Genomic DNA, 25,342 nt, shown 5'->3' with positions numbered 1-25,342 from the left:
CATGGCTGGGCCATTCTCGCCCGCATCCATCGGACCGGCGCGCCAGGATGCTGGAGCACATGGCACGCACGAGATCGCCTCCGCAGCTCCATGCAGATCTTGCGCCGGCCGCGCCCGTGCCGCCAGGCCGGATCGCCCGGGACGTCCTCGGCGATATCATCGGCCGCGTCATCCTGTTCGGTGTCGTCGCCCTGCTCTTCCAGTCGCGCATCCCTCTCTATTTGGGAGCGTTCATCTTCCTGACCGACGGCGAGCGCATTGAAAGCGCCCTGGCAGGGATCGGTATCCGCTTCGAGCCCGCAACGATCGGCCCAGACATCGTCAAGCGCTCCGCATTCTGGTTCGGATGGTTCGCGTTGCTCGCCGCCTTGAAAGGCTCCGTCCCTGCCTGGCTCGCGCCGTGGATGCCTCCGACGGAGTCATGGTCTTTCCTCGCCGGGATCGCTCTCTTGCTCGCCATCGTCGAAGCATTCACGGCGCTCGCGTTGCGGCGCGCATTGCCGCAATTGGGATTGCAGATCAGCCCGGACGGCCTGACATGGACGACGATCCAGTTCGCCATGGCCGTTGGCGCATTGGCCTTGCTGGTGCTGTTCGGATTTCCCTAGGCGTCGCGCAACGCGATTGCTCCACCACGCCCGCAATGACGAGGTTGTGAGAAAGCCTGTAGCAAAGCGGGTCCTTATGTCGCGCCTTTCTCTGCGCCATCGAGGCGCGCGTTTACCAGAAATTTACCCCCGCTTTTGTGCGTTGGTATCATTTACTTAGAATTTGACCGCTACCGTGGAATTACGGAATCGATCCCGAACATCATTGGTCCCCCATGTCCGTCGCAGAGTTCCTCAGGCAGCGCGCAGTGGACGTCAGCGTGAACGGCAGCTACTCGCTGCCGCGCTGGTATGATTGCGAGGGCAAGCTGCGCAGCTTCGCTTGCCGGACCAAGCGCGTCTCACCGTTCCGCATGATCGTGGACGTGCCTGTCGTCGGCAAGGTCGGCGAGCGCCTCACGTCCTATTTCCAGGATTTCGGCGAATTCCAATGCACGATCAGCGCGACGCTGAAGTCGGGCTTCCTGATGGAGCTCGACATGACGCGGGCGCGGCGCGCCTGGATGTCGGAAAAGCTGACATGGCTGGAGAAAAAGCAGAGGGACGACAGCGTCCAGGAGTTGCGGCGGGACGCCCGTTTCGTTCCCCAGGTCTCGCACACCTTCCTGACCCTCGCCGACGGCAGCATCCATCCCTGCTTCATCATCGACGTCTCCACGGCCGGCGTCGCGATCTCGTGCGAGTACGACCCGCCGGTGGGAACGGCGCTTGCCGTCGGCGCCTGCGTGGGACGGGTCATCCGCAAATTCGACAACGGCTTCGCGGTCAAATTCGCCGAAAGGCAGTCGCGGGACGATTTGGTCCGCCTCATTGTGCGCTCGCCGCTGCAGCAGTCGGCCTGAGCCGGGCCGACCGCCCCTAAATTTCGATTAAATCGGCAGGCGGCCGCGCGTCCGGCCGTCCTGCCTCCGCATCGCCGCCCTATCGCGGCCCCATTGCGGGATCAGCTTTTGTCGGTCCGTGCCTCACGCCGGACGTCATGTGCAGACTTGCGATCGGGGGACCGGATGGCAGTCGACAAGATCACGCTTGATAAGACCACGGTTGATAAGGTCACGTGGGACAGGGTCGGTCGGGTCACCGAGCCCGGACGCTACATGTACACCTTCGGCTGGCTTACCATCACCGCCGGCGATCTGGAGATCTGGAAACTCTACCCACAGGCCGCGTTCACGCTGCTGGCGCAACCGGGTGGCCCGGACGCATCTCTTGGCGAAGAATTCCATCTCGGCACCTTCGACGTCGCCCCCGGCGCGCCGCCGTTCACCACCCACTGACAGCGGAAAGCGCCGGCCGTCGCGGGAACGCATGGCATGGGCGTTGCTTTATCATCGCCATGATGCACATCCCCGCCGTCGACCAGGCCCTCCTGCTGTTGCTCATCGTGTTCTGCCTCGGTACGTGCCTCGTGCGCGCCTTCTGGGAGCTGGAACAGGCGCGGACGCGCCGGATCGCCTCACCGCGCCCCGGGGACTCAAGACGCAACTAGCTGGCCTGCCCGGCCATTCCCGCTTCAGGATCTGTCCCGCCTTGGGCGCTCCACCGGGCTTGGCGGGAGCTACGCGGCGAATCAAAGAAACCTGCGCATATCGTTGATCTAGCTTACCAATCGTGCTCCGATCTCGGCCGGCGCGGCCGTTGCCATGGCTGACGAACTCGTTCTGTGATGCAATTGATTACGCTTGTATTCTACAGACCGGAGCGGGCGACGGCGGATGAACGGAAGCTGTCGCGCTCGTTAAGTGAGCCGACAGCGGGCGCATGACACATGGTCGCATCGGTGAATGTAGATAAGCGGACCAAGGGAACCTATTTTCGGCGCCGATGTACCTGATCGAAGCGTTGCCCACCGTCATCGGAACTGCTGCCATCGCCCCGGCGCTGCTGGTGCTGTGGCTCGTCATCGCTGCTGAAGAGCGCCCCGGCCCGCCGGCCCAGGTCTGGACCGCATTCCTGTTAGGTGCGGCCAGCATCTCGCTGCTGGGCCTCGCCCGGGCCCCCTTCGCCAAGATGGTCGCAGCTCCCGACGACCCCTGGGCGGCGCTGGCCATGCATTCGATCTTCGGCGTCGCGCTGCCTGAGGAAGCCGTCAAGGTGATCGCCATCGTGGTGGTGTCCTCGACCAAGCGGCGGACCTTTGCCAACCCGATGGACACCGTGGTCTATGGCGCCGCGGTCGGCCTCGGCTTCGCCGCTTACGAGAACCTGGCTTATCTGGTTCAGCACGCCGAGATGTGGCGCTCGCTGGCCGCCTTGCGCAGCGTGCTGACCGTGCCGTTCCACGGCGCGCTCGGCATCATCGCGGGCGCCTACCTGACGATCGCGCGCGCCGGGACGGCACTGGGCGCGAACCGCCACCATCGCGACTGGGCTCGCCTCTCCAGCCGCCTCCTGATGCTGGCCGGCCCGCTCGCGCTGCATTCGGCCTTCGACTTTCCGCTGCTGACCTTGCAAAAAATGCCCGACCTCGATCCGACGCTGCGGATGTGGCTGGGGGCTGCAAGCCTGCTGGTCGGCTTCAGCTCGATCGCCTTTGCGATCCGCCTGGTCCGGCGCGTCGCCCGCCACCACGCACCCCGGACCGATGTCGCACGGGAGCGGCTCAGCCAGCTTCGCCGGATGTGGGCGCTGCTGCTCGCCGGCGGCGGCGTCGGCTTTCTCGGCCTCGCCTTTGTGCTGACCTCGATCCATCACTGGCTGATCAACCCCGAGCGCAACCTGACGCTGGCCCTGATCCCGATCGGCTTCGTTTCGATCCTGCTCGGCCTCGCTCTTCTGGTTGTCACAACCGCGATCTACATTCTCGGCCGCAACCGCATCCGCACCAGCGCGGAAGGTTTTTCCTCGGCGCCCGGGGGCGGTTGATCCACCGCATGGCAAGCGCGCCGCGCGCGTACTAGATTGAGTGCTGACCTTTCGATCTGGAGTCTGCCGATGACATCGCCCGAGGATTTTTCACGGCTGCAATCCGCCATGAACCAGACCGTCAAGGCGCATTGGAAGGCCTTCCTGTTCGAAGGCATCCTGCTCGCCGTTCTCGGCGTCGCGGCGCTGATCCTGCCGCCGCTCGCAAGCCTTGCGATCGCGATCTTCCTCGGCTGGATGTTCCTGATCAGCGGCATCGGCGGGCTGATCGCGACCTATTGGGCGCGCAACACGCCAGGCTTCTGGTGGTCGCTGATCTCGGCTGCGCTCGCCGTGCTCACCGGCATGCTGCTGCTGGCCCGGCCGATCCAGGCTGTGCTGACGCTCACCATCGTGCTCGGCGCCTACTTCCTCGCCGAAGGCGTCGCCACCATCATGTACGCACTGGAGCACCGCCGCGAGCCAGGCAGCCGCTGGTCGTGGCTGCTGATCTCGGGCCTCGTCGACATCGCGATCTCGTTCATGGTGATCACGGGGCTGCCGAGCTCCGCGGAATGGGCCATCGGCATCCTCGTCGGTATCAATCTGCTGTTCGGCGGCGCCAGCCTGATCGGCATGGCGATGGCAGCGCGCAACAGCAACACCTGAGGCGCCTCGTCGCCCTCTGCGCCGATTGGGGGGTGACAAGCCGCCAATGGCGCGCTATATGGCCTGCCATGATCACCGTCGCCACCAGCTATTTTTGGTACTTTAGCTACGACAGCTCGCTGGCGGCAGGAGGATCGCGCTCAATCTGAATATTGAAGCAAACGTCCGAACAAGCCGCCAGACCTGGCGGCTTTTTTGTTGGCCGGCAGGTTCGAAACAGACAGGAGCCCGCCGTGCTGAGCACGACCGACGATCTTCGTATCCGCGAACTGAAAGAGCTGAGCAGCCCGGAAGAGGTGATGCGGGAGGTCCCGCGCACGCTCACCGCCACGCGCGTGGTCATGGCCGCGCGCAACGCCATCCATGCCATCCTGAGCAGCCAGGACGATCGTCTTCTCGTCGTCGTCGGCCCCTGCTCGGTGCATGATCCCAGGGCCGCGCTCGACTACGCCGAGCGCCTCACGAAGATGCGTGAAGACCTCGCCGATCAGCTCGAGATCGTGATGCGGGTCTATTTCGAGAAGCCGCGCACCACGGTCGGCTGGAAGGGCCTGATCAACGATCCCGATCTCGACGGTAGCTTCGACATCAACAAGGGTCTGCGGCTGGCGCGCAACGTGCTGTCGGCGGTGAACAATCTCGGCCTGCCCGCCGGGACGGAATTCCTCGACATGACGACGCCGCAATACATCGCCGACCTCGTGTCCTGGGCCGCGATCGGCGCGCGCACCACCGAAAGCCAGATCCACCGCGAGCTGGCTTCCGGGCTGTCGTGTCCGGTCGGCTTCAAGAACGGCACGGACGGCAATGTGCGGATCGCAGCGGACGCGGTGAAATCAGCCTCGCATCCGCATCATTTCATGGCGGTCACAAAACTCGGCCGCTCGGCGATCGCCTCGACCGCTGGCAACGAGGACTGCCACATCATCCTGCGCGGCGGCAGCAAGCCGAACTATGACGCGGCAAGCGTCGCGGCCGCCTGCAACGAGTTGACCAAATCCGGCGTCGCGCCGCTCGTGATGGTCGATGCAAGCCACGCCAATTCGAGCAAGAAGCCGGAGAACCAGCCGCAGGTCGCGGCCGACATCGCCGGTCAGATCGCCGGCGGCGAAAACCGCATCATGGGCGTGATGGTCGAGAGCAATCTCGTTGCCGGCCGCCAGGACGTGGTGCCGGGCAAGCCGCTCGTCTACGGCCAGAGCATCACCGATGGCTGCATCGATTGGCCGACCACGGCGACCGTGCTCGAACAGCTCGCCGACGCGGTCGAGGTCCGCCGCAACACCCGCCGTGCCGGTCTGCACGAGCGGTCGGCATAAGGCCCAAGCAAATGCGGGCGGGGCGAGTCGTGGCGCCCTGCCCGCAACTGTCATGGATCAGCAGCCGCGGCAGATGCTCTTGATCTTCTTGTCGAGCGCCTGATTTTCCTTGCTGAGCGGATCGTTCGGATCGCTCACATTCTTCTCGCTCGGCACGTCCGAGGCGCGCGGCTGGCGATGGCCCACGGGAGCCTGCGGCAGAGAGCCGGGGCTGGCACCGCCCGATGTCGATCCCTTGGTCCCGGTCTGCGCAATCGCCGCGCCGCCCAGCAAGACCACGAGCGATGCTGCCAGCATGATCTTCTTCATGTCCGATCCTCCATTCTCTAACCGGCGCTTCTCACCGCTCAGGCGGATAGAGATGAACGTCGCCGCAATAGTCCACGATACGATAGCGTGTTTCGGCTGCCGCTTCACCCGCATCGGGTGCGGTATTTTGCGGCGCCGATATATAGCTCGGCCCCACCGGCGACTTGCCGGCGCCGCCCGGAATGTCGATGACATAGTCTGGCTGACACAGTCCTGACACGCGTCCGCGCAGCTGCCGCATCAAGTCCTGCCCCTCCGCCAGCGTCGTTCGCAAATGCGCAGTGCCCGGCGCGAGATCGCCGTGATGCAGATAATAGGGCTTGATCCGGCATTCGACGAAAGCTCGCATCAAATCCGACAGAGCGGCGATGTTGTCATTGACCCCGCGCAAAAGCACGGACTGGCTCACCAATGGAATTCCGGAATCGACGAGCCGCGCGCAGGCGGCACGCGCCGGCCCCGCCAATTCGCGCGCATGATTGGCATGCACGGCCACCCAGGTGGTCGCGCCCTCGACCTTGAGCGCCGCAACCAACTCGTCGCTGATGCGGGCGGGCTCGGCCACGGGCACGCGGGTGTGGAGCCGGATGACCTTGACGTGTTCGATGGCCGCGAGGTCGGCCATGATCTCGCCCATCCGTCGCGGCGACAGCATCAGGGGATCGCCGCCGGTCAGGATCACTTCCCAGATCTCGTGATGCGAACGGATGTAATCGATCGCCGCGCGATAGGCACTGTCCGACAGCGCGCTCTCCTTGCCGGGCCCCACCATCTCGCGGCGGAAGCAGAAGCGGCAATAGACGGCGCAGACGTGAACGAGCTTGAACAAGACGCGATCGGGATAGCGATGCACGATGCCGGGAACCGGTGAGCGCGGATGATCGCCGATCGGATCGGCGCTCTCGCCCGGCTGCATCTCCAGCTCCGCGGCCGTCGGAACGAACTGCCGGGCTATAGGATCGTCCGGATCGGACGTGTCGATCAGGTCGATCAGCGCCGGCGTGATCGCGACCGCATAGCGCGCGGCCACGCGCTCGAGCGCGGGCAGCGCTGCGGCCGGAGCAAGATGCTCGGCCACAAGCTCGGCCGGCTCACGCAAGGTACGTGCAAGATTGGTCGTCTTCGTCATGTCTCACTTGACGTTTCATTTGCAGGCGGTGTCCACACCACCTGGTCAATTCGCGATGCACCGCTCGCCAGCATCACCAGCCGGTCGAAGCCGAGCGCAACGCCGCTCGCCTCCGGCATTGCCGCAACAGCGGCCAGAAAATCCTCGTCCAGCGGATAGGCTTCGCCGTAGCGGCGCTGCTTCTCAATCATCGATTCCGTGAAGCGTTTGCGTTGCTCCTCGGCATCGGTCAGTTCCCCAAAGCCGTTGGCGAGCTCGACGCCGCACGCATAAACCTCGAAGCGCTCGGCAACCCTGGGATCCCCAGTCTTCACCCGCGCCAGCGCCGCCTCTGGAGATGGGTATTCGAACAGGATGGTCAAACGCCCCTGCCCCAGATGCGGCTCGACATGCTCGACCAGGACCTTGCTGAAGATGTCGGACCAGGTGTCGTCCTCGGCTATTCGAACTTTTCCGTCGGCCGCTCCGGCGAGCGCGGCACGGTTACCCTCGCTGGCCGAGATTGTCGACAGCAGGTCGATGCCGGCGAACCGCTCGAAGGCCCCTGCGACCGTCAGAAGCTCCGGCTCGGCGAAGGGATCGGCGGTCCGGCCCCGGAACGAGAAGGTCCCGATCCCAGTCGCCTGCGCGGCCCGGGCGATGACCACCACGGTGTCGGCCATGATGGCGTCATAGGGGGCGCCTGCCCGATACCATTCCAGCATGGTGAACTCGGGCAGATGCAGGTCGCCGCGCTCGCGGTCCCGGAACACCCGGGCGAGCTCGAAGATCCGCGTCTCGCCGGCCGCCAGCAGCTTCTTGCAGGCGAATTCGGGCGACGTCCGCAAGTAACGGCTGGCGCGGCTGCCGTCCGGGCGCATCAGCTCGGTCCGGGGGGCGTGCAAATGGGTCTCATTGCCGGGGGAGACCTGGAGAACGGAGGTTTCGACCTCGACGAAGCCCTGCTCGGCGAAAAAGCCCCGTATTGCTCCGGTAATGGCCCCCCTTGCCCTCAGGAAGGGCCGCCGGTCGAGGTGGCGGTCGGGCGACCAGAACGGCGAGATGGGCTTGTCCCCAGCCATTAACCGACCGCCCCAGCCGCGAGCAAAACGCTGGCATCTAACGGCAAAATCAGTATGTTGCGGCCCGAAACGGGCGCCGAGGTCCGATTTGAGGCCCCAAGTCCCCCATCGATCTGATCATGTCCTGGCCGGTGCCGGGCCAAGCAAGCAGGAAATATAGCTTTGAGAGTCATCGCCAGTTCTATTCGCAAAGGCAACGTGATCGAGCAAGACGGCAAGCTCTATGTCGTCGTGAGCGCCGAAAACATCCACCCCGGCAAGGGCACCCCGGTCAGCCAGATCGAAATGCGCCGAATCTCGGACGGGGTAAAGATCTCCGAGCGCTACAAGACCACCGATCAGGTCGAAAAGGCCACCATCGAAGAGCGCAATTACACGTTCCTGTATGAAGATGGCGACGGCTTCCACTTCATGAACCCGGAAACCTATGACCAGGTCCAGGTCTCCAAGGACGTCGTCGGCGATGCGGCCGCGTATCTTCAGCCGGACATGTCCGTCAAGCTGTCGACCCACGACGTCAACGTGGTCTCGCTCGCGCTGCCGCAGCGCGTGACGCTGGAAGTGGTCGAGACCGAGCCGGTGACCAAGGGCCAGACCGCCTCCTCGTCCTACAAGCCCGCGGTGCTCTCCAACGGCGTGCGCACCACCGTGCCGCCGCACATCTCGGTCGGCACCCGCATCGTGGTGATGACCGAAGACGGCTCCTATTCCGAGCGCGCCAAGGACTGACGGGGAACAGAGCGGTCGCAACAGGTGGCGCCGGGGGGCGAGACAGTGGTTAGGAAGGTTTTCCGCTTCGTCTCGCACCTTCTCGTGTCGCTTTCGCTCCTCATTGCCTCGCCGCTCGCTGCGGATGAATTCCGCAGTCCCTCGCTCACGGCTCTGCGCGTCGATTGGCGCGCAGCGCTGGACCAGCTTCGCACCGAGATCAACAGCCGCCCCCGGGTCGCGGACGACTTCAGCTTCGCACCTCGCCATTTGGTGCCGCGCTACGATCCGCGCGCGACGCCCGCGCTGGTGCAGCTCAACGCGGTCTCCTCGCGCTTCTTCACCGGCATCACCCGCAGTCCCGTGCCCGTGCTGCTGCCGTTCGACGCCGCCGCCTACCTCGAGGCCCAGCGCAGCGGCGCGCCGGCGACGCTCGCCCTCTCGCGCTACCAGGCGGACTTCAATCCCGTCGACATGTTCGATGCCGGTCCGGCCGGCTATAGCGCGACCTTCTCGCTCGAGCCCGGCGCCGGTGACGGCATGCCGGCTCGCGTGTTCGCACGGCCGGTCGAAGTGCAGATCACGGGCTCGGCGCTCATCTATGACATCGCCGATCCCTCAGGTGGCAAAGGCGAGCCGGTCAAACAGCTCGCGACGCTCTATCCGGACCTGCGAAGATTCATCCGCGAGGGCTATGTCCGCTACGCCTTCACGCGCTTCGGCGTTGCCTATGTGGTGTCGATCCAATGCCTCGACAGCGTCGCCAAGCCGCGGCGGCTCGCCTGCAAGGAAGCCTATCCGGTCGCCGAACGCTTCCTGAAGGCCCTGCGTGTCGCCGGAGGCCAGCGCATGCGGCCATCGACGGACATTGCCTCCAACATCCTCGATCGTCCGGCGGAGCGTTCAGTGGACTTCGGCTACCGGCCGAGCGGCGACATCATCCCGAACACCGGTTACCGCAAGCAAGGCGGCCATCCCGACGTGATGGCCTATGCCCAGATCCGCTTTCCCCTCGAAAAGGCACCCGCCTTCGTGCGCTCGCAATCCTACGGCAAGCGCGACAAGAACGATGGTCCGACCGCCTATGCCTGGCGCGACAATTTCTGCGAGTCGCGCAGTTTCGAGGTGGGGCAATGTGACGGAGGCTATGGCCACCAAGGTGAGGACATCCGCGCCGCCGACTGCCCGCCCCCCGGCGAAGGCCGCGAGCCCTGCGATCCCAAGCAGCGCGGCGTCGTCGCCGTGCGCGACGCCATCGTGATCCGCGGGGCCAAGGACCAGGCCGCGACGCTTCAGGTCAACAGCCGTACCGAGCACATCCGCTTCCGCTACATGCACATGAACCCGCATGCGATGAACGCCGACGGCGTGCTCGATGGCCGCATCGTCACCGAAGGCGAGAAGATCGGTGTGATCTCGAACTATCTCGACCATCCCGCCGGAACGTCGCTGCACCTGCATTTCGACGTGCAGGTGTTCACCCGCGACGGCTGGATCTGGGTCAGCCCCTACGTCACCCTGGTCTCCGCCTATGAACGCCTGATCCACGCCCGCGGCCGCGAGGTTGGACCGGAGATCGCGGTCACGGCACAGCCGGTCGCCCATGCGCTGCCGGACGACGTGATCAAGCCCGACCAGCGCGAAGGATCGAGCGGCGAGGACAACTGACGGCTTGCCCCGCTCAAGGCCGGGCAGCGCAAGAGCTGTTGCCGCGCACATCGCCGGCTCGAACGAACAAAGGACAGGGTCGATGAGTGTCGGACTGATCGGTCTTCTCGACGACATCGCGGCGATTGCAAAGGTAGCGGTAGCCTCGCTCGACGATGTGGCGGGCCAGGCCGCCAAAGCAGGCACGAAAGCGGCTGGCGTGGTCATCGATGACGCGGCCGTCACGCCGAACTACGTCATCGGTTTTGCCTCAAAACGCGAACTGCCGATCGTCGGCAAGATCGCGATCGGATCGCTACGCAACAAACTGCTGATCCTGCTGCCCATCGCCCTGCTGCTTGGTTATTTCCTTCCCGCCGCGGTCACGCCGCTGCTCATGCTGGGCGGCGCCTTCCTCTGCTACGAGGGTGCCGAGAAGGTGCTCGAAGCCCTGATGCCGCATCAGGCGCACCACCACGAAGCTCAACTCCAACCGATCGCGTTGGATGCCCGGTCGATCGAGGACGAGAAGGTCGCGAGCGCCATCAAGACGGATTTCATTCTGTCGGCGGAGATCATGGCGATCACGCTGGCGGCGATCCCCGCAGGCAGCATCTGGACGCAGGCGCTAGTGCTGGCGCTGGTCGGCTTCGGCATCACGGTCGGCGTCTACGGCGTGGTGGCCTTGATCGTGAAGGCGGACGATGCCGGGCTGGCCCTTGCGCGCTACGACGGCGCCTCATTCATTGGCGGCGCGATCCGCCTGCTTGGACGCGCGCTCGTCCGCGGTATGCCCACCTTCCTGGCGGTGCTGAGCACCATCGGCACTGCCGCCATGATCTGGGTCGGCGGCGGCATCATCCTGCACGGCATCGAGAAATACGGCCCGCCCGTGGTCGGCCGCACGGTTCATGCCGCAACCGAGGCTGCCGCGCATGCCCTTCCATCGGTTGCCGGAATCATCGAATGGTCGCTCGAAGCCGCCATTTCAGGCGTGCTTGGACTGCTTGTCGGCGCACTTGCGATTCCGGCAGTCCAATACGGTCTCTCACCGGTCTGGGAACGGTTGAGGCGATCGCGGGATCGAGCGTCTTAGCTGCATCCGAACGATGCGTGCGAGCTACTCCAGGAACGTCGTGAGCTGCGCGCCCTCATCCGCCACGAACACCGCGATCAACTCCGCCGGCTCGGTCGCGCTGGCGTTGGCCGAAACCAGATGCGTCGAGCCCGGCGGCTCGAAGAAGGACTGGCCGACGCCGAACGTCTCGACCGGGCCACCGCCGAGTTGGGAGCGGATCTCGCCCTTGGTGATGGTGGCGGTCACCGAGCCTGCGTGTCGATGCGGCCGCGAAAACCCGCCGGGACCGTAGGACACGCGCACGATGGTGACGCGCTTGCCCGGGACGTTGGGCAGCGCGTAGGAGCCGATCGGCTCGACCTTGTCGAGCGGCGAACCATCCGCAGCGTTGGCGCAGAGCGGCGCCAGTGCGCCCGAGACAGTGTCCATCGTCATCGGAAGCGCTTTGCTAATTGCCAGCGCACAGGCGAGCCCTGCGACGACGGCGAACGCCGTCGAATGCGACGGCGCGGGGCGTTGCACGGCAGAAGAACTCATTGCTGTCATCGCGACCTCCTCGCGTGCCGATCAGGATGCCGCAGCATTCGCGGCCACCGGCCGCGACGTCGGCGTCCAACGAAATGCAGCACCAAAACGGTTCCAGACGTTGATCGAGGCGACGGCCGAGGTCAGGTACATCAGCTCGGTCTGTGAGAACTCACGGGCGGCTTCGGCGTAAACCTCCTCGCTGACGCCATCGGGCAGCAAGGTCAGCGCCTCGGCGCAGGCCAGCGCGGCGCGCTCGCGCGCGGAGAAGATCGGCGCCTCGCGCCAGACGGCGACCAGATGAAGCTTGTCGACGGGAACGCCGATCCGTTCCGACAGCAGGACATGGTGCTGCACGCAGAAGGCACAGCCGTTGATCTGCGAGGCGCGCAGCTTGACGAGCTCGATCAGCTGCTTGTCGAGGCCGGCCTTGCCCGCAAGCTGACCGAGCGCCAGCACCAGATCATAGACGTCAGGCGCGACCTTCTTGAAATCCTCGTATTCGCTGCGGGCATGGGACATTGCGGTTCACCTGGTCTTATTGTAAGTGTGCTTATATCTTATAAGAGCTCTGATATGTCGCGCAAGGCCGCTGCCATCACAAGATCGAAAACTGCCCGCAAGGTGCCCGAACCTGCCGACGACGGCACAGTGCGTGTGCCCGCGCCCGGCGAAGGCAAGCGCGGCGAGCAAGGCTATCTCGGCTATCTGCTGCGCCAGGCCCACGCCGCGGTTCGGCTGACGATGGAGCGGACCCTCGCCGATCTCGGCGTGACCTCGCCGCAATTCGCGGTGTTGACGATGCTGAACGCCTATCCGGGCCTGTCGGGTGCCGACGTTGCCCGCCTCACCTTCCTGACGCCTCAGACCGTCGGCGTCATCATCCGTAATCTCGAACGTGACGGCGCGATTCTGATGACGCCCCATCCCGTTCACGGCCGTATCCAGCAATGGACGCTGACGCCGCGCGGCGCAGCGCTCTTGAAGGCATGCAGGGAACGGGTGATCGAATTGGAGAAGCGCCTTGCTCGGGGCCTGGACATGAAGACGGAGGCCGCAATCCGGCGCTGGCTCACCGGCATCGCGACCGAGCTACAAGAGGATTAGGCGCCCTTGTTCCCGCCTCTTGCGACCCGCAGGACTCTACCCGCCCTTCAGCGCATCCTTAACCTCGCCGTCGGGCCAGGCTTCGCCTGCGGCGATCACCCGCACGCGGGTTCTATCGGCAGCATTAATCAGCACATGCGAACTCACCCGGTCGCGGCTCGGCTCCAGGTGCAGATCGGTTTCGGGCTTCCAGCTCAGCGTGGTCGCGAGATCGCCGGGAAAGATCTGCCAGCGAGATCCGTCATCGAGCTCGACGACATGACTTTCCGCATGGGCTTGTATCTTCATTCCACCCCGATTCGATTTGCCGATCGCGCAAAGGAAGGCCCCGGCATCGAGCCGGGGCCCCGTTCCGTCAGTCGTTGTCGTGATGAATCACGGTCTTTTCGCGATTGCCGAATTCATCTTCCTTCTTGATCACCGTGGTGCGATCAGAGGGCTCGCGCTCCTTGATAACGGTGGTGCGGTCGCGATCGCGGTCTCGCTCGCGATACTCGTGGGATTGACCGACCGTCACGCCAGCGCCAACCGGACCGACGTGCACGCCGACTTCATCAGCGAATGCGGGAGCCGCGATGGCGGTAACCATGGTGGCGGCAAACAGAAATTTCCTCATATTCATCTCCTCATCTCGTGCGGAGGGAATGCGGGACTGCGACAGTTGTTCCGGCGAAACGGGCTATCGAGCCGACACCAAGTCGTGGAACGGAGCCGTTCCAGGAACCGCCTCGCACGGGCCATGTTTCCGGCTAGAATGTGCCAATGAAACACGCTGATTCCTCGCCCCGTCAAACGCGCCGCGCGCTGCTGAAATCCACGCTGGGCGCGACCGCCCTGCTCGCGTTGCCCCAGGGCGTTCGCGCTACGCCTCCGGGCTTTGAGGAATGGCGCGAGAGCTTTCGCGCACGGGCGATGACCAAGGGGATCTCGGCCGCGACGTGGCAACGCGCAATGGCGCGGGTCGAGCCGGACATGAGCGTGTTCAAGCAAATGCGCAACCAGCCCGAATTCCACGAGCAGGCCTGGCAATACATCAATCGCCGCGTCTCCGATTGGCGCATCATCAACGGCAAGATCGCGCTGAAGAACAACGAGGCACTGCTCGCGCGCATCGAGCGCGATTTCGGCGTCGAACGCGGCACGTTGCTGGCGCTATGGGGCGTCGAGTCCGCCTATGGCGATCCCCTGGTGCAGCAGAACCACATGACGCCGGTGTTTCCCTCGCTCGCCGCGCTCGCCTGGAACGAGCCGCGCCGCAAGACCTATTGGGAAACCGAGCTGATCAACGCGCTGCGCATCGTCGACAGAGGCTGGAGCACGCCGGAGGAGATGATGGGCTCCTGGGCCGGCGCGATGGGGCATTCGCAATGGATGCCGGAGGTCTGGCTCAATGTCGGCATCGACTATGATGGCGACGGCAAGGTGTCGCCGTTCGGCAAGCCCGACGACGCGCTGGGATCGACCGCGAAATATCTGGTCAATCGCGGCAAATGGCATCGCGGCGAACATTGGGGCTATGAGGTTCGCACGGCCGGCAATATGAGCGGCAGCCGCACCTATGCGGCCTGGCAGGCGGCCGGCGTCACCCGCGCCGACGGCCAGCCCTTCCCGCAGCCGAACGCATCCGCGCAGATGTGGACGCCGGTCGCGGGCGGACCGACGTTCTTGCTGGGGCCGAATTTCTACTCGGTGAAGAGCTACAACCCTTCCATGAACTATGCGCTGGCGATCTGCCATCTCGGCGACCGCTGCCTCGGCGCGCCGCCTTTTATTCAGCCCTTCCCCGGCTCCGAGCGCGCACTGACGCTCGCCGAGGTGCAGGAGATGCAAACGCGTCTGACGAAAGCCGGCTTCGACACCGGCGGCACCGACGGCCGCGTCGGCAACGACACCATGAAGGCGATCAAAGATTTTCAGCAGCGCGCCGGCATCACGCCGGCGGACGGCTATGGCGGGCTGAAGGTGCTGGCGAAGCTGCGACAGGGATCGTAAGCACCCCGTCATTCCGGGGCTCGCGGAGCGAGAACCCGGAATCCATTGGGCAGCAACCGACGCGGAAAAATGAATTCCGGGCTCGCGCCAAGCGGCGCGCCCCGGAATGACGCTGGGGTCAATGCCGGTACTGAGGCTCCTCCGCGTCCAGCTGCCGCCGGATCGCGGCGAGATGCAGCCGCGCGGATTCGGAATCGCCCTCGCGCATTTGCCGGTAAGTTTCGGCCGCGATGGCGGGATCGACCGGCAGCACTTTCCGTCCCGTCGACATCGCCAGCACCTGCACCTCGGCGGCGCGTTCAAGGTAGTAGAGGTCGTCCCAGGCCTCTGCGATGGTCGGGGCCAGCACCATCACGCCGTGATGTTTCATGAAAACGATGTCCGCGTCACCCACGGCCGAGGCGATCCGCGCGCCTTCGCGGTTGTCGAGCGCGAGGCCGTTGTAGTCGCGGTCCACTGCTGTCCGGCCATAGAATTTCAGCGCGGTCTGGCCGGCCCAAATCAGCGGCTCGCCCTCGGTCATGGACAAGGCCGTCGCATAAGGCATATGCGTGTGGAAGGCGACCTTGGCGCGCGGCAGCAACCGATGCATCTCGGCATGGATGTAGAACGCGGTCGCCTCGGGCACGCCCTCGCCATCGAGCACGTTGCCGTGGAAATCGCAAACCAGCAGCTTCGACGCGGTCAACTCGCGAAACGCGTAGCCATAGGGGTTGACGAGAAACAGATCGTCATGACCAGGTACGACGGACGAGAAGTGGTTGCAGATGCCTTCCTCAAAACCGTTGCGCGCGGCCATGCGGAAGCAGGCAGCCAGATCCTCGCGCGCGGTGCGGATTGCATCGGTGGCAAGGTCCGGCCGGTTCGAGCGGAATGGCGCTGGCGCGGGTGAGGAAGCGTGAAGGCTGTGCGCCATAGCGAAGGACACCTCTATCGGTCGGGAGCTATTCGCGTTGTACAGGGGCCGGGCCTGCGCGTCAGCCCCTGCGCGTGCCACCCTGCCTTGCGCGGCTCAGGCCCGCCGCGGCACGCCGCCGGCGTTCATGCCGCCGTCGATCACGAGCTCGCTGCCGGTGACGTAGCGCGAGGCATCGGAGGCCAGATACAGCACGCCGGAGGCGATCTCCGCGGCCTGCCCGGCGCGGCCGAGCGGGGTTGCGACCTTGGCCCGCTCCTCCGGGTCGATCGGCGCGTTCTGGCCGGCGCCGGTCGCCCCCGTCGGAATCTTGCCCCAGATCGGCGTGTCGATGATGCCGGGATGAACCGAGTTGACGCGGATGCCGTCGCCGGCGGCAGCGCATTCCATCGCGATCGACTTGGCGAACAGCCGCACGCCGCCCTTGGTCGCCGAATAGGCCGACAGGCCGGGCGCGCCACGCAGGCCTGCCAGCGAGGACATCATGACGATCGAGCCGCCGCCATGCTTGCGCATCAGGGGGAGGCAATGCTTGACCGACAGAAAGACACCGTCGAGATTGATCGCGTTCTGCTTGCGCCAGTCAGCGAGCGTCATGTCAACGATCGAGGGCACGGCGATGCCGATGCCGGCATTGGAGACCATGATATCGAGCCGGCCGTAGCGCTTGGCGACCTCAGTGACGATCTCGATCCAGCTCTCCTCGCTGGTGACGTCCTGCTCCAGGAAGATCGCCTTGCCGCCGGCGTTTGTCACGCGCTTGGCGAGCTCGGGCCCGCGCAGTTCGTCGATGTCGGTGATGACGACGGTGGCGCCCTCGCGTGCGAACAGCTCGACGATGGCCTCGCCGATGCCCGAGGCGCCGCCCGTTACCAGCGCGACTTTGCCCTCAACCTGCCCTGCCATGTTCACTCCCTTTTTTGTTGTTTGAGGCCGCTATCTTTTACGCATGATCTTTTCGGAAAACCGCTTCGCACTTTGCGCTAGCGCGGCCCTTCGGGTCCGGATCATGCGTCATCTAATCACGGATGGCCCCTGGTCCGGTAGCGCGACATCGACGACGCGGAATTGCACTCGCTCGACGCCCTGGTAACGATCGACCGAGAGCGAACCCGCGACATGCAATTGCTGGCCGCGATTGGCAAGCAGCGCATTACCGAGCTTCTGGCCGACCGAGCGGAACGCGATGCCGTTGACGATGGCGCCGTCGCCCGACTTGAACCGCAGCCTCAAGTGAGCCTGGCCGACTTCGTCGGCAAAGACGAGCTGGTGCGCCGGCAGCGCCAGCACGGGCTCCGGATTGCCGCTGCCGAAGGGACCCGCGCGGTTGAGCGTCGTCGCCAGCTCCGTCGTCACGGCGCGCGCGGAGACCGCGCCGTCGATATAGATTTCGCTGACGTGGCGTGCCTCGGCGACGTCCTGCGCCAGCGCGTTTTCGAGGTAGGCGCGAAACTCGGCGAGTTTCTCCTTCCGCAGCGTCACGCCCGCGGCCATCGCGTGCCCGCCGCCCTTGAGCAGGATGCCATCGGCGACCGCCTGCCGCACCGCCTTGCCGAGATCGACGCCGGCGATCGAGCGGCCCGAGCCGGTGCCGATGCCGCCAGGCTCCAGGGCTATGGCGAACGCGGGTCGCGAGAACTTCTCCTTCAGGCGGGAGGCAACAAGGCCAACCACGCCGGGGTGCCAGCCTTCGGAGGCCGTGACGATGACGCCGAGCTTGTCCTCCAGCCCGATCGAGGCCAGCGCCTCGGCTTCGGCCTGGGCTTCCGCCGCCTGCTCGATGACGCGGCGCTCGCTGTTGAGGCGGTCGAGCTCGGCGGCGATCCGCGCGGCCTCGACACTGTCGCCCTCCAGCAGCAGCTGCACGCCGAGATCCGCGCGGCCGATCCGGCCGCCGGCATTGATGCGCGGCCCCAGCATGAAGCCGAGATGCCAGGCCTCCGGCGGGCCATTGAGCCGCGCCACGTCCATCAATGCGGTATGGCCGACATGATCGCGGCGCCGCATCGCGATCAGGCCCTTGGCGACGAAGGCGCGGTTGAGGCCGATCAGCGGCGCCACATCCGCGACCGTGCCGAGCGCGACGTGATGCAGCATGCCGAGCAGATCCGGCTCGGGCAGCTCTGCGCTCCAGAAGCCGCGCTGGCGCAGCTCGCGATTGACCGCGACCAGCGTCACCAGCACGAGGCCGACCGCGGCGAGATGGCCAAGGCCGGAGAGATCATCGGGGCGGTTCGGATTGACCAGGGCATCGACCTCAGGGAGATCGAGGCCGCATTGGTGGTGGTCGATCACGACCACGGACATGCCGAGGCGCTTGGCCTCGGCGAGCGGCTCGATGCTGGTGGTGCCGCAATCGACGGTGACGAGCAGCGTGGCGCCCTTCGCCGCCAGCCCGCGCACGGCCTCGACGTTGGGGCCGTAGCCTTCGAAGATCCGGTCGGGAATGTGGATCAGCGGATCGAGCCCGCAATGGCGCAGGTGCCAGGCCAGCAGCGCCGCCGAGGTCGCACCGTCGACGTCGTAGTCGCCGAAGATCGCGACCTTCTCGCCCTTCACGGCGGCATCCGCGATCCGCTTGGCGGCGGCCTCCATCTGCGTCACCGTGAACGGATCCGGCAAAAGCTTGCGGATGGTCGGATCGAGGAAGTCGGTCACAGCGTCGATATCGACCCCGCGGCCGGCCAGCACCCGCGCCAGCAGCTCCGGAAGCTGGTGCTGCTGCACGATGGCAAGCGCCTTGGCCGCGCCGCGGGCGTCCAGCCGATCGCGCCAGAGCTTGTCGGTGAGCGAGCGCGCCACACCCAGGAACGCCTGCGGCGCTTCGACGGGTAAGGCGGTGGCAGGCGGCGTCATGAGTCGCATTTGGTTTGAGGGCCCGCAGCCGACGAGATCGCGTCGGTCCGGCTTGCAGAACGATTGACCCGGAATTCCCAGGGATTTGCAATCTCCGCGCCGCACAAAGCGGTGGATTGCCGATTTGCTGCGCCGAGTGACTATCATTTGGGCAATCCGCGGAACAGCAAATTAAGCAGGCGTTAGGCGGAATCCTCGAAAAAGAATCATATTCGATCTGTAATTTTTAGTTCCGGGTTCATTGCAGATCAGACCTCATTGCCAAGGGAAATCCCCGATGTCTGCTGCGCTGGGTCTGAAAGCCAAGCCGATCGCCACCGAACCCGCTGACGATGATTCCGACATTTCCGCGCTGATCAACCGCCTGACAGCGGAGGTCAACCAGATCGCGGTCGACAAGACCAAGTCGATCCAGCAGATCACCAACCAGATGAAGATGCTGGCGCTGAACGCGCTGATCGAGAGCTCGCGCGCCGGCGCGCAAGGCGCGGGCTTTGCCGTGGTGGCGCAGGAGGTGCGCGGCGTCGGCCAGCAGGTCGAGACCATTGCACGCGAGCTCGAGACCCAGCTCACAAAGCGGACCGGCGACCTCGTCTCCTCGATCGAGCGCATGAGCCAGCGATCGCGCGGCGAGCGCATGACGGACTTGTCGCTGAACGCCATCGAGCTGATCGACCGCAACCTCTATGAACGCACCTGCGACGTGCGCTGGTGGGCGACCGATTCCGCCCTGGTCGATTGCGCGGCCTCGCCGAACGCCGCGGCGGTTTCCCATGCCTCGCAGCGCCTGGGCGTGATCCTCGGGGCCTACACCGTCTATCTCGACCTCTGGCTCTGCGACCTCGACGGCAACGTCATCGCCAATGGCCGGGCCGACCGCTTCCGCGTCGTCGGCCAGAACGTCGCCCACACCAAATGGTTTCGCGAGGCGCGCGGCTTGCGCTCCGGCGACGATTACGTCGCGGGTGACGTCGAGAACCAGCCGCTGCTCGGCAACGCTCAGGTGGCGACCTATTGCGCCAGCGTCCGCGCCGGCGGCCAGGCGAGCGGCGCCCCGATCGGCGTGCTCGCCATCCATTTCGACTGGGAGCCGCAGGCCCGCGCCATCGTCCAGGGCGTGCGAGTCGGCGACAGCGACAAGGCCCGCGTGCTGCTCGTCGATTCGAATTTGCGCGTGATCGCGGCGTCCGACGGCCAGGGCATCCTCAGCGAGCGCATCTCGCTCTCGCTGAACGGCCAGCGCTCCGGCTTCTATCACGACCGCAACGGTTCGCTGGTCGCCTTCCATGCGACGCCGGGCTACGAGACCTATCGCGGGCTCGGCTGGTACGGCATGATCATCTGCGGGGCTTGAGGTCGCAGGCCGACCTCAAAACTGCGAAAACAACCCCATGCACAGTAGCCAAGGGGTTGTTTTCTCTGGTTATTTTTTGCAACGCGCCAAGCCCGCAGAACAGCAGCAATCGACGCAACCGCAGGCTCGATCCAATCCTTGCTGCAGGTCCGGTGTTGGGGAACAATGCCCGACAATGTGCGAGCCTCAGTATGGGCTCTCAGGCTTCTTCTGGCCAAGGAGAACGAGCTTGAGCGAACAAATGCATCCGGCAGCGCCTCATCATCTGCCGTTCTTCGTACCTGGGCCTGACGGCTCGGACGGCCTGATGATCGTCATGGCGATCTTCCTCATCGCCGTCGTGTTGTGGGTGGGAACGCTCTATTGGAAGCTGCACAGCCTTCCGGAGCGCATGGCGCACAAATCGCAAAAGCTGCAATTCGAGATCGTCGCCGTGCTCGGCCTCATCTCGCTGTTCACGCACATGCACATCTTCTGGATCGCGGGCCTGCTGCTCGCGATGATCGACCTGCCGGACTTCTCCACGCCGCTGCGCTCCATGGCTGGCTCGGTAGAGCGGATCGCCCATGCAACACCGCAGACGCCGCAATCAGCATCCGAAGCCGAGCCGACCGGAAATTCCGGCACCAAGAATGCGTCGAACGAGGGAGTTCAAGGGCATGCTTGAACTTCTGCTCTGCTCGCTCGTGACAATCCTTCCGGACTACCTCTATCGCCGCTATCGGCAGAACAAGCGGTTCGGCAAGGAGATCACGCTCTTCTCGGTTTGGTACGAGCTGAGGTGGGGCATCACCGGCTGCCTGATGCTGACCGTCGCGCTGATCACCATGATCTTCTACTATCATCCCTCGACCAATTCGGCTGTGCTCTACTTCCGCACCGTGCCCATTCTGCCCGAAGTCGCCGGCCGCGTCGCGGAGGTCAACATCGATTACAGCGCGCCTGTGAAGAAGGGCGACGTCCTCTTCCGGCTGGACAATGCCAAGCAGCAGGCCGCGCTCGAGACGGCGAAACGAAAGGTCGCCGAGATCGACGCCTCGCTGATCAGCGCGCGGGCCGACGTGGTGAAGGCGGAAGCCCAGATCGGAGAAGTCAAGGCGGCCTGGCAGCAAGCGAAGGATGAGCTCGACACCAAGAGCGAATTGCAGCGGCGCAATCCCGGGATCGTGCCGCAGCGCGATATCGAAAAGCTCCAGGTCACCGTCGATCAGCGGCAGGCGGCCATCGATGCCGCCAGCGCCGCCCGGGAGGCTTCGGCTCTCCGGGTCTCAACACTTCTCCCGGCCGAGAAGGCGAGCGCCGAAGCCGCGATGGCAGAGGCGCAAGTGGACCTCGACAAGACCTCCATTCGGGCGGGCGTCGACGGACGAGTGGAGCAATTCCTTCTGCGCACCGGCGATGTCGTCAATCAGATTATGCGGCCGGCCGGTGTCTTGATCCCGGAAGGCGCGGGCCGGCGGGCGTTGCAGGCTGGCTTCGGCCAGATTGAAGCCCAGGTCATGCGACCCGGCATGCTTGCGGAAGCGACTTGCATCTCGAAGCCCTGGGTCATCATTCCGCTCGTCGTCACAGGCGTTCAGGACTACATCGCCGCCGGTCAATTTCGATCGGGCGAACAGCTCGTCGATCCGCAAAATCTGCGCCAGCCGGGCACAATCCTGGCGTTTCTGGAACCGCTGTATAAGGGCGGGCTCGAGGGCGTCACGCCAGGCTCGACCTGCATCGTCAACGCCTACACCAGCAACCACGACGCGATCGCGGACCCCAAGACCGGCGCGCTGAAGGGATTTGCCCTGCATGTCGTCGATGCCACGGGGCTCGTTCATGCCCTTCTGCTGCGCATTCAAGCGCTGCTGTTGCCGGTCAAGACACTGGTGCTCAGCGGACATTGATCCCTCGATTTCAGGGAATGTTCCGCTGCGCGCGAGGATAGCTCCCGACGGCTAAGCCACCGGGGTTTGCGCACTCTGGCGAGGCAGCGAGGCCAGGAACAGAACGACGCAGACGCAAAGCAGGACGATGTCCTTGAACAAGAACTCGCCTGCCAGATTCCACGCCATGGGATCGGTCGAAATGCTCCATTTGACCACGCCCGGCGTCGTAAAGAAGAACGACCACGTCACCGCAAAGGTGGCGATGCCCATGAGCGAGCCGAGCGCCGACAAAATCGGGCTGAAAGCACCGGCCGCAAGCAGTGCCGCAATCACAAACTCGACGACGCCGAGAACATAGGCCTCACCTCTGAGGCCAAAGAGCGACAGCCACGACACGAACGGAGAGTTGGTGATGAACTGGGCGATCCCCTGCGCCGACTGCAATGTGAATTTTTGCATGCCGAACGAGACGAAAATGACGACCATGACCCAGCGTAGGATGGCAAGCGGCCGGTAGGAGCCACTTCCCTTCTCGGCAACATTGAACGATACGCTCATGTGAGGCACTTCTTCCCTTGACGTTGATTGAACCAGCCCTCGCCATCGCTCTCTACGGACGGCTCACTCCGGCGTTACGGTCACCTGCCGACCCGCCGCTCACAAAGGCGTGCGTGCAGTGTGAACAGTGCCGGACAGCGGCAGGCGGGAGGAAGCTGTGCAGATCCTTAGGGATCGCAGCTCGGCCCCGACAAAGAGCTGACGACGCCGATCGCGAAGTAGCGGACCGGCGTGCAATCAACCGGCGCGGCGCGCCGCCATCTCCGCGGCGAGCAGCAACGCGGCGCGGCTGGCGCCGATCGAGGCGATGCCCTGCCCTGCGATGTCGTAGGCGGTCCCGTGCGCCGGTGTGCAGATCGGGAATGGAAAGCCGCCGAGCAAGGTGACTCCGCGATCGAAGCCCATCAGCTTCATCGCGATCTGGCCCTGGTCGTGATACATCGTCAGCACCGCATCGAAGGCGCCGGCCTTGGCGCGCAGGAATACCGTGTCGGCCGGAAACGGCCCTTCGGCGGCAATGCCCTCGCGCTGGCCGGCTCCGACCACGGGCGCGATAACGTCGATCTCCTCGCGGCCGAAATTGCCGCCGTCGCCGGCATGTGGATTGAGACCGGCGACCGCAATGCGCGGCCGCGCGAAGCCGGCCTTTCGCATGCAGGCATCGGTCAGCTCGAGCGCACGATGGATGCGCTCGCTGGACAGCTTTGCAGCGACGTCCTTCAGTGGGATATGGGAGGTCACGCGTGCATTCCAGAGCCTGTCCAGGACGTTGAACTCGCTGGCAGGCGTTGTGAGGCCGACCACCTCCGCGGAGAATGCGATCTCGTCGTCGTACTCGGCGCGCGCAAGCCGCATCGCCTGCTTGTTGAAGGGGGTGAAGCAGACCGCGTCGACGCGGCCGTCGCGACCAAGTTCGAGCGCGTGCTTGTAATTGGTCAGCGCGAATTTTCCGCCGGCGAAGGTAGCGGTCCTCGGCTCGACCTCCCGGGGATCGAGATGGCCGAGGTCGACAAACAGCGCCTCGCCCTCTGCCGCGCGGAGGTCGGTGCCCTGCTCCACCGTCGTCAGCACCGGCTTGAGGCCGGCAATGCGCGCACCCTCGTCGAAGATGCGGCGGTCACCGATGACGACGAGCCGGCTTTGGGCGCGGATGTCGTCCTGTGCTGCCAGCTTTGCCGTCAGCTCGGGGCTGATGCCGGCGGGATCTCCCATGGCCAGCGCAATCAGCGGCTTTGCGGTCATATGATCACTTTCTCCTGGCTTGTCGCGCCGGCGGCGGGGGATGCGGGTTTGCGCCAGAAGCGCGCGAGCTGCAGCACAAGCGGTAGCAGCAGAAGCGCGATGCCGGCCACGATCAGGCATGTCACCAGCTTGTTGGCGAAGAAGATGCCGAGGGATCCCTTGGACATCAGCATCGACTGCCGGAATGCGTCCTCGGCCTTGTCGCCGATGACGATGGCGAGCACGAGCGGCGCCAGCGGATAGAACAGCTTCTTGAAGAGATAGCCGATGACGCCGAAGCCGAGCATCATGACCACGTCGAGATAGGAGTTCGAGACGGAATAGGCGCCGACGACGCAGATGATCACGATCAGCGGCGCGATCACCACGAAGGGAATCCGCATCAAGGCGGCGAACACCGGAACGGTGAGCAGCACCAGCGCGACGGCGACGATGTTGCCGACATACATCGAGGCGATCAGGCCCCAGACGAAATCCTTGCTATCGACGAACAGCATCGGTCCGGGATTGAGGCCCCAGATCATCAGCCCGCCCATCATCACCGCCGCCGTCGCCGAGCCGGGAATGCCGAGCGAGAGCATCGGCAAGAGCGCGCTGGTGCCGGCGGCATGATCGGCGGTCTCCGGCGAGATGATGCCTTCGACCTCTCCTGTGCCAAAATATCGGCCGCGGCGCGAGAAGCGGCGGGCGATGCCGTAGCTCATGAACGACGCCGCGGTCGGGCCGCCCGGCGTGATCCCCATCCAACAGCCGATCGCGGCACTGCGCAGCAGTGCCACACCATGCCGCGGCAGGCGGCCGACCGCGCGGAACACCTCGCGCCAATCGATCTTGGAGGACACGGCGCGGGCGTGAAACTCCTCCTCGACCGCGACCAGGAGCTCGCCGATGCCGAACAGGCCCATCACCGCGACGACGAAGCTGACGCCCTTGACGAGCTCATCGATGCCCATGGTGAGCCGGACGCTGCCGGAGACGGTGTCGATGCCGATCGCGGCGATGGCAAAGCCGATCGCGAGCGCCACGACCGTCTTGATCGGCGCTGCACCGCCCATGCCGACAAAGCTCGCAAAGGCCAGGAAATAGACCGCAAAATATTCCGCCGGGCCGAAAGCGAGCGCGACCTGCGCCACCCAGGACGCGAGGAACGTGATCAGGATGACACCAACCAGGGCGCCGAACGCCGCCGAACCGAAGGCCGTCGCGAGCGCCGTGGTCGGCCGGCCGTCACGCGCCATCGGATAGCCGTCGAAGGTGGTCGCGACCGACGAGGGCTCTCCCGGAATATTGAACAGGATCGAGGTCACGGAGCCGCCGAACAGCGCGCCCCAATACATGCTGGAGAGCAGGATGATCGCCGACACCGGCTGCATGCCGAAGGTCAGCGGCAACAGCAGCGACACGCCGTTCGGCGCGCCCAGCCCCGGCAACACGCCAACGAGAATGCCGAGCAGCACGCCGACGGCCATCAGGGCCAGATGCGGCGCGGTGACCGCGATGGTGAAGCCGTGCAGGAGCTCTGCGAGATTATCCATCGGCTTCTCCG

General features: G+C 65.0%; 27 protein-coding genes. 14 read left to right on the top strand and 13 right to left on the bottom strand.

Annotation, left to right across the window (positions count from 1 at the left end; all coding sequences use genetic code 11):
* Nucleotides 1-47: 47 nt before the first annotated feature.
* From UNPA324_RS03320 to UNPA324_RS03295, 6 genes are all read left to right on the top strand, one after another.
* Nucleotides 48-608 carry a hypothetical protein gene (locus tag UNPA324_RS03320; protein ID WP_245471899.1) on the top strand — a complete coding sequence of 187 codons (561 nt, stop codon included), beginning with the start codon at nucleotides 48-50 and terminating at the stop codon, nucleotides 606-608.
* A 215-nt stretch (nucleotides 609-823) separates the two neighbouring features.
* The gene (locus tag UNPA324_RS03315; protein ID WP_141933468.1) at nucleotides 824-1,450 is read left to right on the top strand and encodes a PilZ domain-containing protein; all 627 of its coding nucleotides are present in this window, start codon (nucleotides 824-826) and stop codon (nucleotides 1,448-1,450) included.
* A 165-nt stretch (nucleotides 1,451-1,615) separates the two neighbouring features.
* Nucleotides 1,616-1,885: a hypothetical protein gene (locus UNPA324_RS03310; RefSeq protein WP_141933467.1), complete on the top strand. Its 270-nt coding sequence runs from the start codon at nucleotides 1,616-1,618 to the stop codon at nucleotides 1,883-1,885.
* A gap of 547 nt (nucleotides 1,886-2,432) precedes the next feature.
* On the top strand, nucleotides 2,433-3,473 hold the full coding sequence (locus tag UNPA324_RS03305) for a PrsW family glutamic-type intramembrane protease (RefSeq protein WP_128921914.1): 1,041 nt from the start codon (nucleotides 2,433-2,435) through the stop codon (nucleotides 3,471-3,473).
* A 69-nt stretch (nucleotides 3,474-3,542) separates the two neighbouring features.
* Complete coding sequence (locus UNPA324_RS03300) at nucleotides 3,543-4,121, top strand: HdeD family acid-resistance protein (protein WP_128921915.1); 579 nt, start codon at nucleotides 3,543-3,545, stop codon at nucleotides 4,119-4,121.
* A 233-nt stretch (nucleotides 4,122-4,354) separates the two neighbouring features.
* Nucleotides 4,355-5,440 (top strand): 3-deoxy-7-phosphoheptulonate synthase, encoded by a 1,086-nt coding sequence (locus UNPA324_RS03295; protein WP_128921916.1) that lies wholly within the window; start codon nucleotides 4,355-4,357, stop codon nucleotides 5,438-5,440.
* 57 nt (nucleotides 5,441-5,497) lie between these two features.
* Here the strand turns inward: UNPA324_RS03295 and UNPA324_RS03290 are convergent, their stop codons facing one another.
* The 3 genes from UNPA324_RS03290 to epmA are packed head-to-tail and all read right to left on the bottom strand — an operon-like array spanning nucleotide 5,498 to nucleotide 7,939.
* A complete protein-coding gene (locus tag UNPA324_RS03290; RefSeq protein WP_141933465.1) occupies nucleotides 5,498-5,749 on the bottom strand; it encodes a hypothetical protein in 252 nt (83 codons plus the stop codon).
* Between the two features lie 31 nt (nucleotides 5,750-5,780).
* Nucleotides 5,781-6,878 carry a lysine-2,3-aminomutase-like protein gene (locus UNPA324_RS03285; RefSeq protein ID WP_128921918.1) on the bottom strand — a complete coding sequence of 366 codons (1,098 nt, stop codon included), beginning with the start codon at nucleotides 6,876-6,878 and terminating at the stop codon, nucleotides 5,781-5,783.
* The gene (gene epmA, locus UNPA324_RS03280) at nucleotides 6,875-7,939 is read right to left on the bottom strand and encodes an EF-P lysine aminoacylase EpmA (RefSeq protein WP_128921919.1); all 1,065 of its coding nucleotides are present in this window, start codon (nucleotides 7,937-7,939) and stop codon (nucleotides 6,875-6,877) included. Before epmA ends, UNPA324_RS03285 begins: the two co-directional genes overlap by 4 nt.
* 162 nt (nucleotides 7,940-8,101) lie before the next feature.
* On the opposite strand from epmA, the gene efp reads away from it, so the two are divergent.
* The 3 genes from efp (at nucleotide 8,102) to UNPA324_RS03265 (ending at nucleotide 11,390) form a co-directional block, all read left to right on the top strand.
* A complete protein-coding gene (gene efp / locus UNPA324_RS03275; RefSeq protein ID WP_141933463.1) occupies nucleotides 8,102-8,668 on the top strand; it encodes an elongation factor P in 567 nt (188 codons plus the stop codon).
* Nucleotides 8,669-8,692: 24 nt separating this feature from the next.
* Nucleotides 8,693-10,315, top strand: coding sequence for a M23 family peptidase (locus tag UNPA324_RS03270; RefSeq protein ID WP_141933461.1), 1,623 nt, complete (start codon nucleotides 8,693-8,695; stop codon nucleotides 10,313-10,315).
* Nucleotides 10,316-10,397: 82 nt separating this feature from the next.
* Nucleotides 10,398-11,390 carry a DUF808 domain-containing protein gene (locus tag UNPA324_RS03265; RefSeq protein ID WP_141933459.1) on the top strand — a complete coding sequence of 331 codons (993 nt, stop codon included), beginning with the start codon at nucleotides 10,398-10,400 and terminating at the stop codon, nucleotides 11,388-11,390.
* Nucleotides 11,391-11,414: 24 nt separating this feature from the next.
* Here the strand turns inward: UNPA324_RS03265 and UNPA324_RS03260 are convergent, their stop codons facing one another.
* A complete protein-coding gene (locus UNPA324_RS03260) occupies nucleotides 11,415-11,918 on the bottom strand; it encodes a cupin domain-containing protein (protein WP_141933457.1) in 504 nt (167 codons plus the stop codon).
* A gap of 21 nt (nucleotides 11,919-11,939) precedes the next feature.
* On the bottom strand, nucleotides 11,940-12,419 hold the full coding sequence (locus tag UNPA324_RS03255) for a carboxymuconolactone decarboxylase family protein (RefSeq protein WP_141933456.1): 480 nt from the start codon (nucleotides 12,417-12,419) through the stop codon (nucleotides 11,940-11,942).
* A 54-nt stretch (nucleotides 12,420-12,473) separates the two neighbouring features.
* On the opposite strand from UNPA324_RS03255, the gene UNPA324_RS03250 reads away from it, so the two are divergent.
* Nucleotides 12,474-13,004: a MarR family winged helix-turn-helix transcriptional regulator gene (locus UNPA324_RS03250; protein WP_128921924.1), complete on the top strand. Its 531-nt coding sequence runs from the start codon at nucleotides 12,474-12,476 to the stop codon at nucleotides 13,002-13,004.
* 36 nt (nucleotides 13,005-13,040) lie between these two features.
* Here the strand turns inward: UNPA324_RS03250 and UNPA324_RS03245 are convergent, their stop codons facing one another.
* Together UNPA324_RS03245 and UNPA324_RS03240 are read right to left on the bottom strand one after the other, a co-directional pair.
* Nucleotides 13,041-13,292 (bottom strand): hypothetical protein, encoded by a 252-nt coding sequence (locus tag UNPA324_RS03245; protein ID WP_128921925.1) that lies wholly within the window; start codon nucleotides 13,290-13,292, stop codon nucleotides 13,041-13,043.
* A gap of 67 nt (nucleotides 13,293-13,359) precedes the next feature.
* A complete protein-coding gene (locus UNPA324_RS03240; protein ID WP_128921926.1) occupies nucleotides 13,360-13,620 on the bottom strand; it encodes a hypothetical protein in 261 nt (86 codons plus the stop codon).
* 146 nt (nucleotides 13,621-13,766) lie between these two features.
* Here UNPA324_RS03240 and UNPA324_RS03235 point away from each other — a divergent pair, with 146 nt between their 5' ends.
* Complete coding sequence (locus UNPA324_RS03235; RefSeq protein ID WP_141933454.1) at nucleotides 13,767-14,996, top strand: lytic murein transglycosylase; 1,230 nt, start codon at nucleotides 13,767-13,769, stop codon at nucleotides 14,994-14,996.
* Nucleotides 14,997-15,114: 118 nt separating this feature from the next.
* Here UNPA324_RS03235 and UNPA324_RS03230 read toward each other — a convergent pair whose 3' ends face one another.
* The 3 genes from UNPA324_RS03230 to recJ form a co-directional block, all read right to left on the bottom strand.
* Entirely contained in the window at nucleotides 15,115-15,912 is a 798-nt protein-coding gene (locus tag UNPA324_RS03230) for an aldolase (protein WP_181769639.1), read from the bottom strand.
* A gap of 96 nt (nucleotides 15,913-16,008) precedes the next feature.
* Nucleotides 16,009-16,818 (bottom strand): SDR family NAD(P)-dependent oxidoreductase, encoded by an 810-nt coding sequence (locus UNPA324_RS03225; protein ID WP_181769273.1) that lies wholly within the window; start codon nucleotides 16,816-16,818, stop codon nucleotides 16,009-16,011.
* Nucleotides 16,819-16,926: 108 nt separating this feature from the next.
* Nucleotides 16,927-18,768 (bottom strand): single-stranded-DNA-specific exonuclease RecJ, encoded by a 1,842-nt coding sequence (gene recJ / locus UNPA324_RS03220; RefSeq protein ID WP_141933448.1) that lies wholly within the window; start codon nucleotides 18,766-18,768, stop codon nucleotides 16,927-16,929.
* A gap of 277 nt (nucleotides 18,769-19,045) precedes the next feature.
* Between recJ and UNPA324_RS03215 the strand changes: the two genes are divergently transcribed.
* The 3 genes from UNPA324_RS03215 to UNPA324_RS03205 all read left to right on the top strand — a co-directional run bounded on the left by UNPA324_RS03215 (nucleotide 19,046) and on the right by UNPA324_RS03205 (nucleotide 22,014).
* A complete protein-coding gene (locus tag UNPA324_RS03215; protein ID WP_141933446.1) occupies nucleotides 19,046-20,122 on the top strand; it encodes a methyl-accepting chemotaxis protein in 1,077 nt (358 codons plus the stop codon).
* Between the two features lie 229 nt (nucleotides 20,123-20,351).
* A complete protein-coding gene (locus UNPA324_RS03210) occupies nucleotides 20,352-20,789 on the top strand; it encodes a hypothetical protein (protein ID WP_246667103.1) in 438 nt (145 codons plus the stop codon).
* Nucleotides 20,782-22,014, top strand: a complete 1,233-nt coding sequence (locus UNPA324_RS03205) for an HlyD family secretion protein (RefSeq protein ID WP_128921932.1) — start codon at nucleotides 20,782-20,784, stop codon at nucleotides 22,012-22,014. The genes UNPA324_RS03210 and UNPA324_RS03205 overlap by 8 nt, the downstream gene beginning before the upstream one ends.
* Nucleotides 22,015-22,065: 51 nt before the next feature.
* Here UNPA324_RS03205 and UNPA324_RS03200 read toward each other — a convergent pair whose 3' ends face one another.
* From UNPA324_RS03200 to UNPA324_RS03190, 3 genes are all read right to left on the bottom strand, one after another.
* Entirely contained in the window at nucleotides 22,066-22,554 is a 489-nt protein-coding gene (locus UNPA324_RS03200; protein ID WP_141933444.1) for a YkgB family protein, read from the bottom strand.
* 237 nt (nucleotides 22,555-22,791) lie between these two features.
* Nucleotides 22,792-23,796 carry a 4-hydroxythreonine-4-phosphate dehydrogenase PdxA gene (locus UNPA324_RS03195; RefSeq protein ID WP_141933443.1) on the bottom strand — a complete coding sequence of 335 codons (1,005 nt, stop codon included), beginning with the start codon at nucleotides 23,794-23,796 and terminating at the stop codon, nucleotides 22,792-22,794.
* On the bottom strand, nucleotides 23,793-25,331 hold the full coding sequence (locus UNPA324_RS03190; protein ID WP_128921935.1) for a tripartite tricarboxylate transporter permease: 1,539 nt from the start codon (nucleotides 25,329-25,331) through the stop codon (nucleotides 23,793-23,795). The genes UNPA324_RS03195 and UNPA324_RS03190 overlap by 4 nt, the downstream gene beginning before the upstream one ends.
* Nucleotides 25,332-25,342 lie beyond the last annotated feature (11 nt).

The organism is Bradyrhizobium sp. UNPA324 (assembly GCF_006658635.1).
GTDB classification, from domain to species: Bacteria; Pseudomonadota; Alphaproteobacteria; order Rhizobiales; family Xanthobacteraceae; genus Bradyrhizobium; species Bradyrhizobium nanningense.
This window is presented reverse-complemented; position numbering and strand designations above follow the sequence as displayed.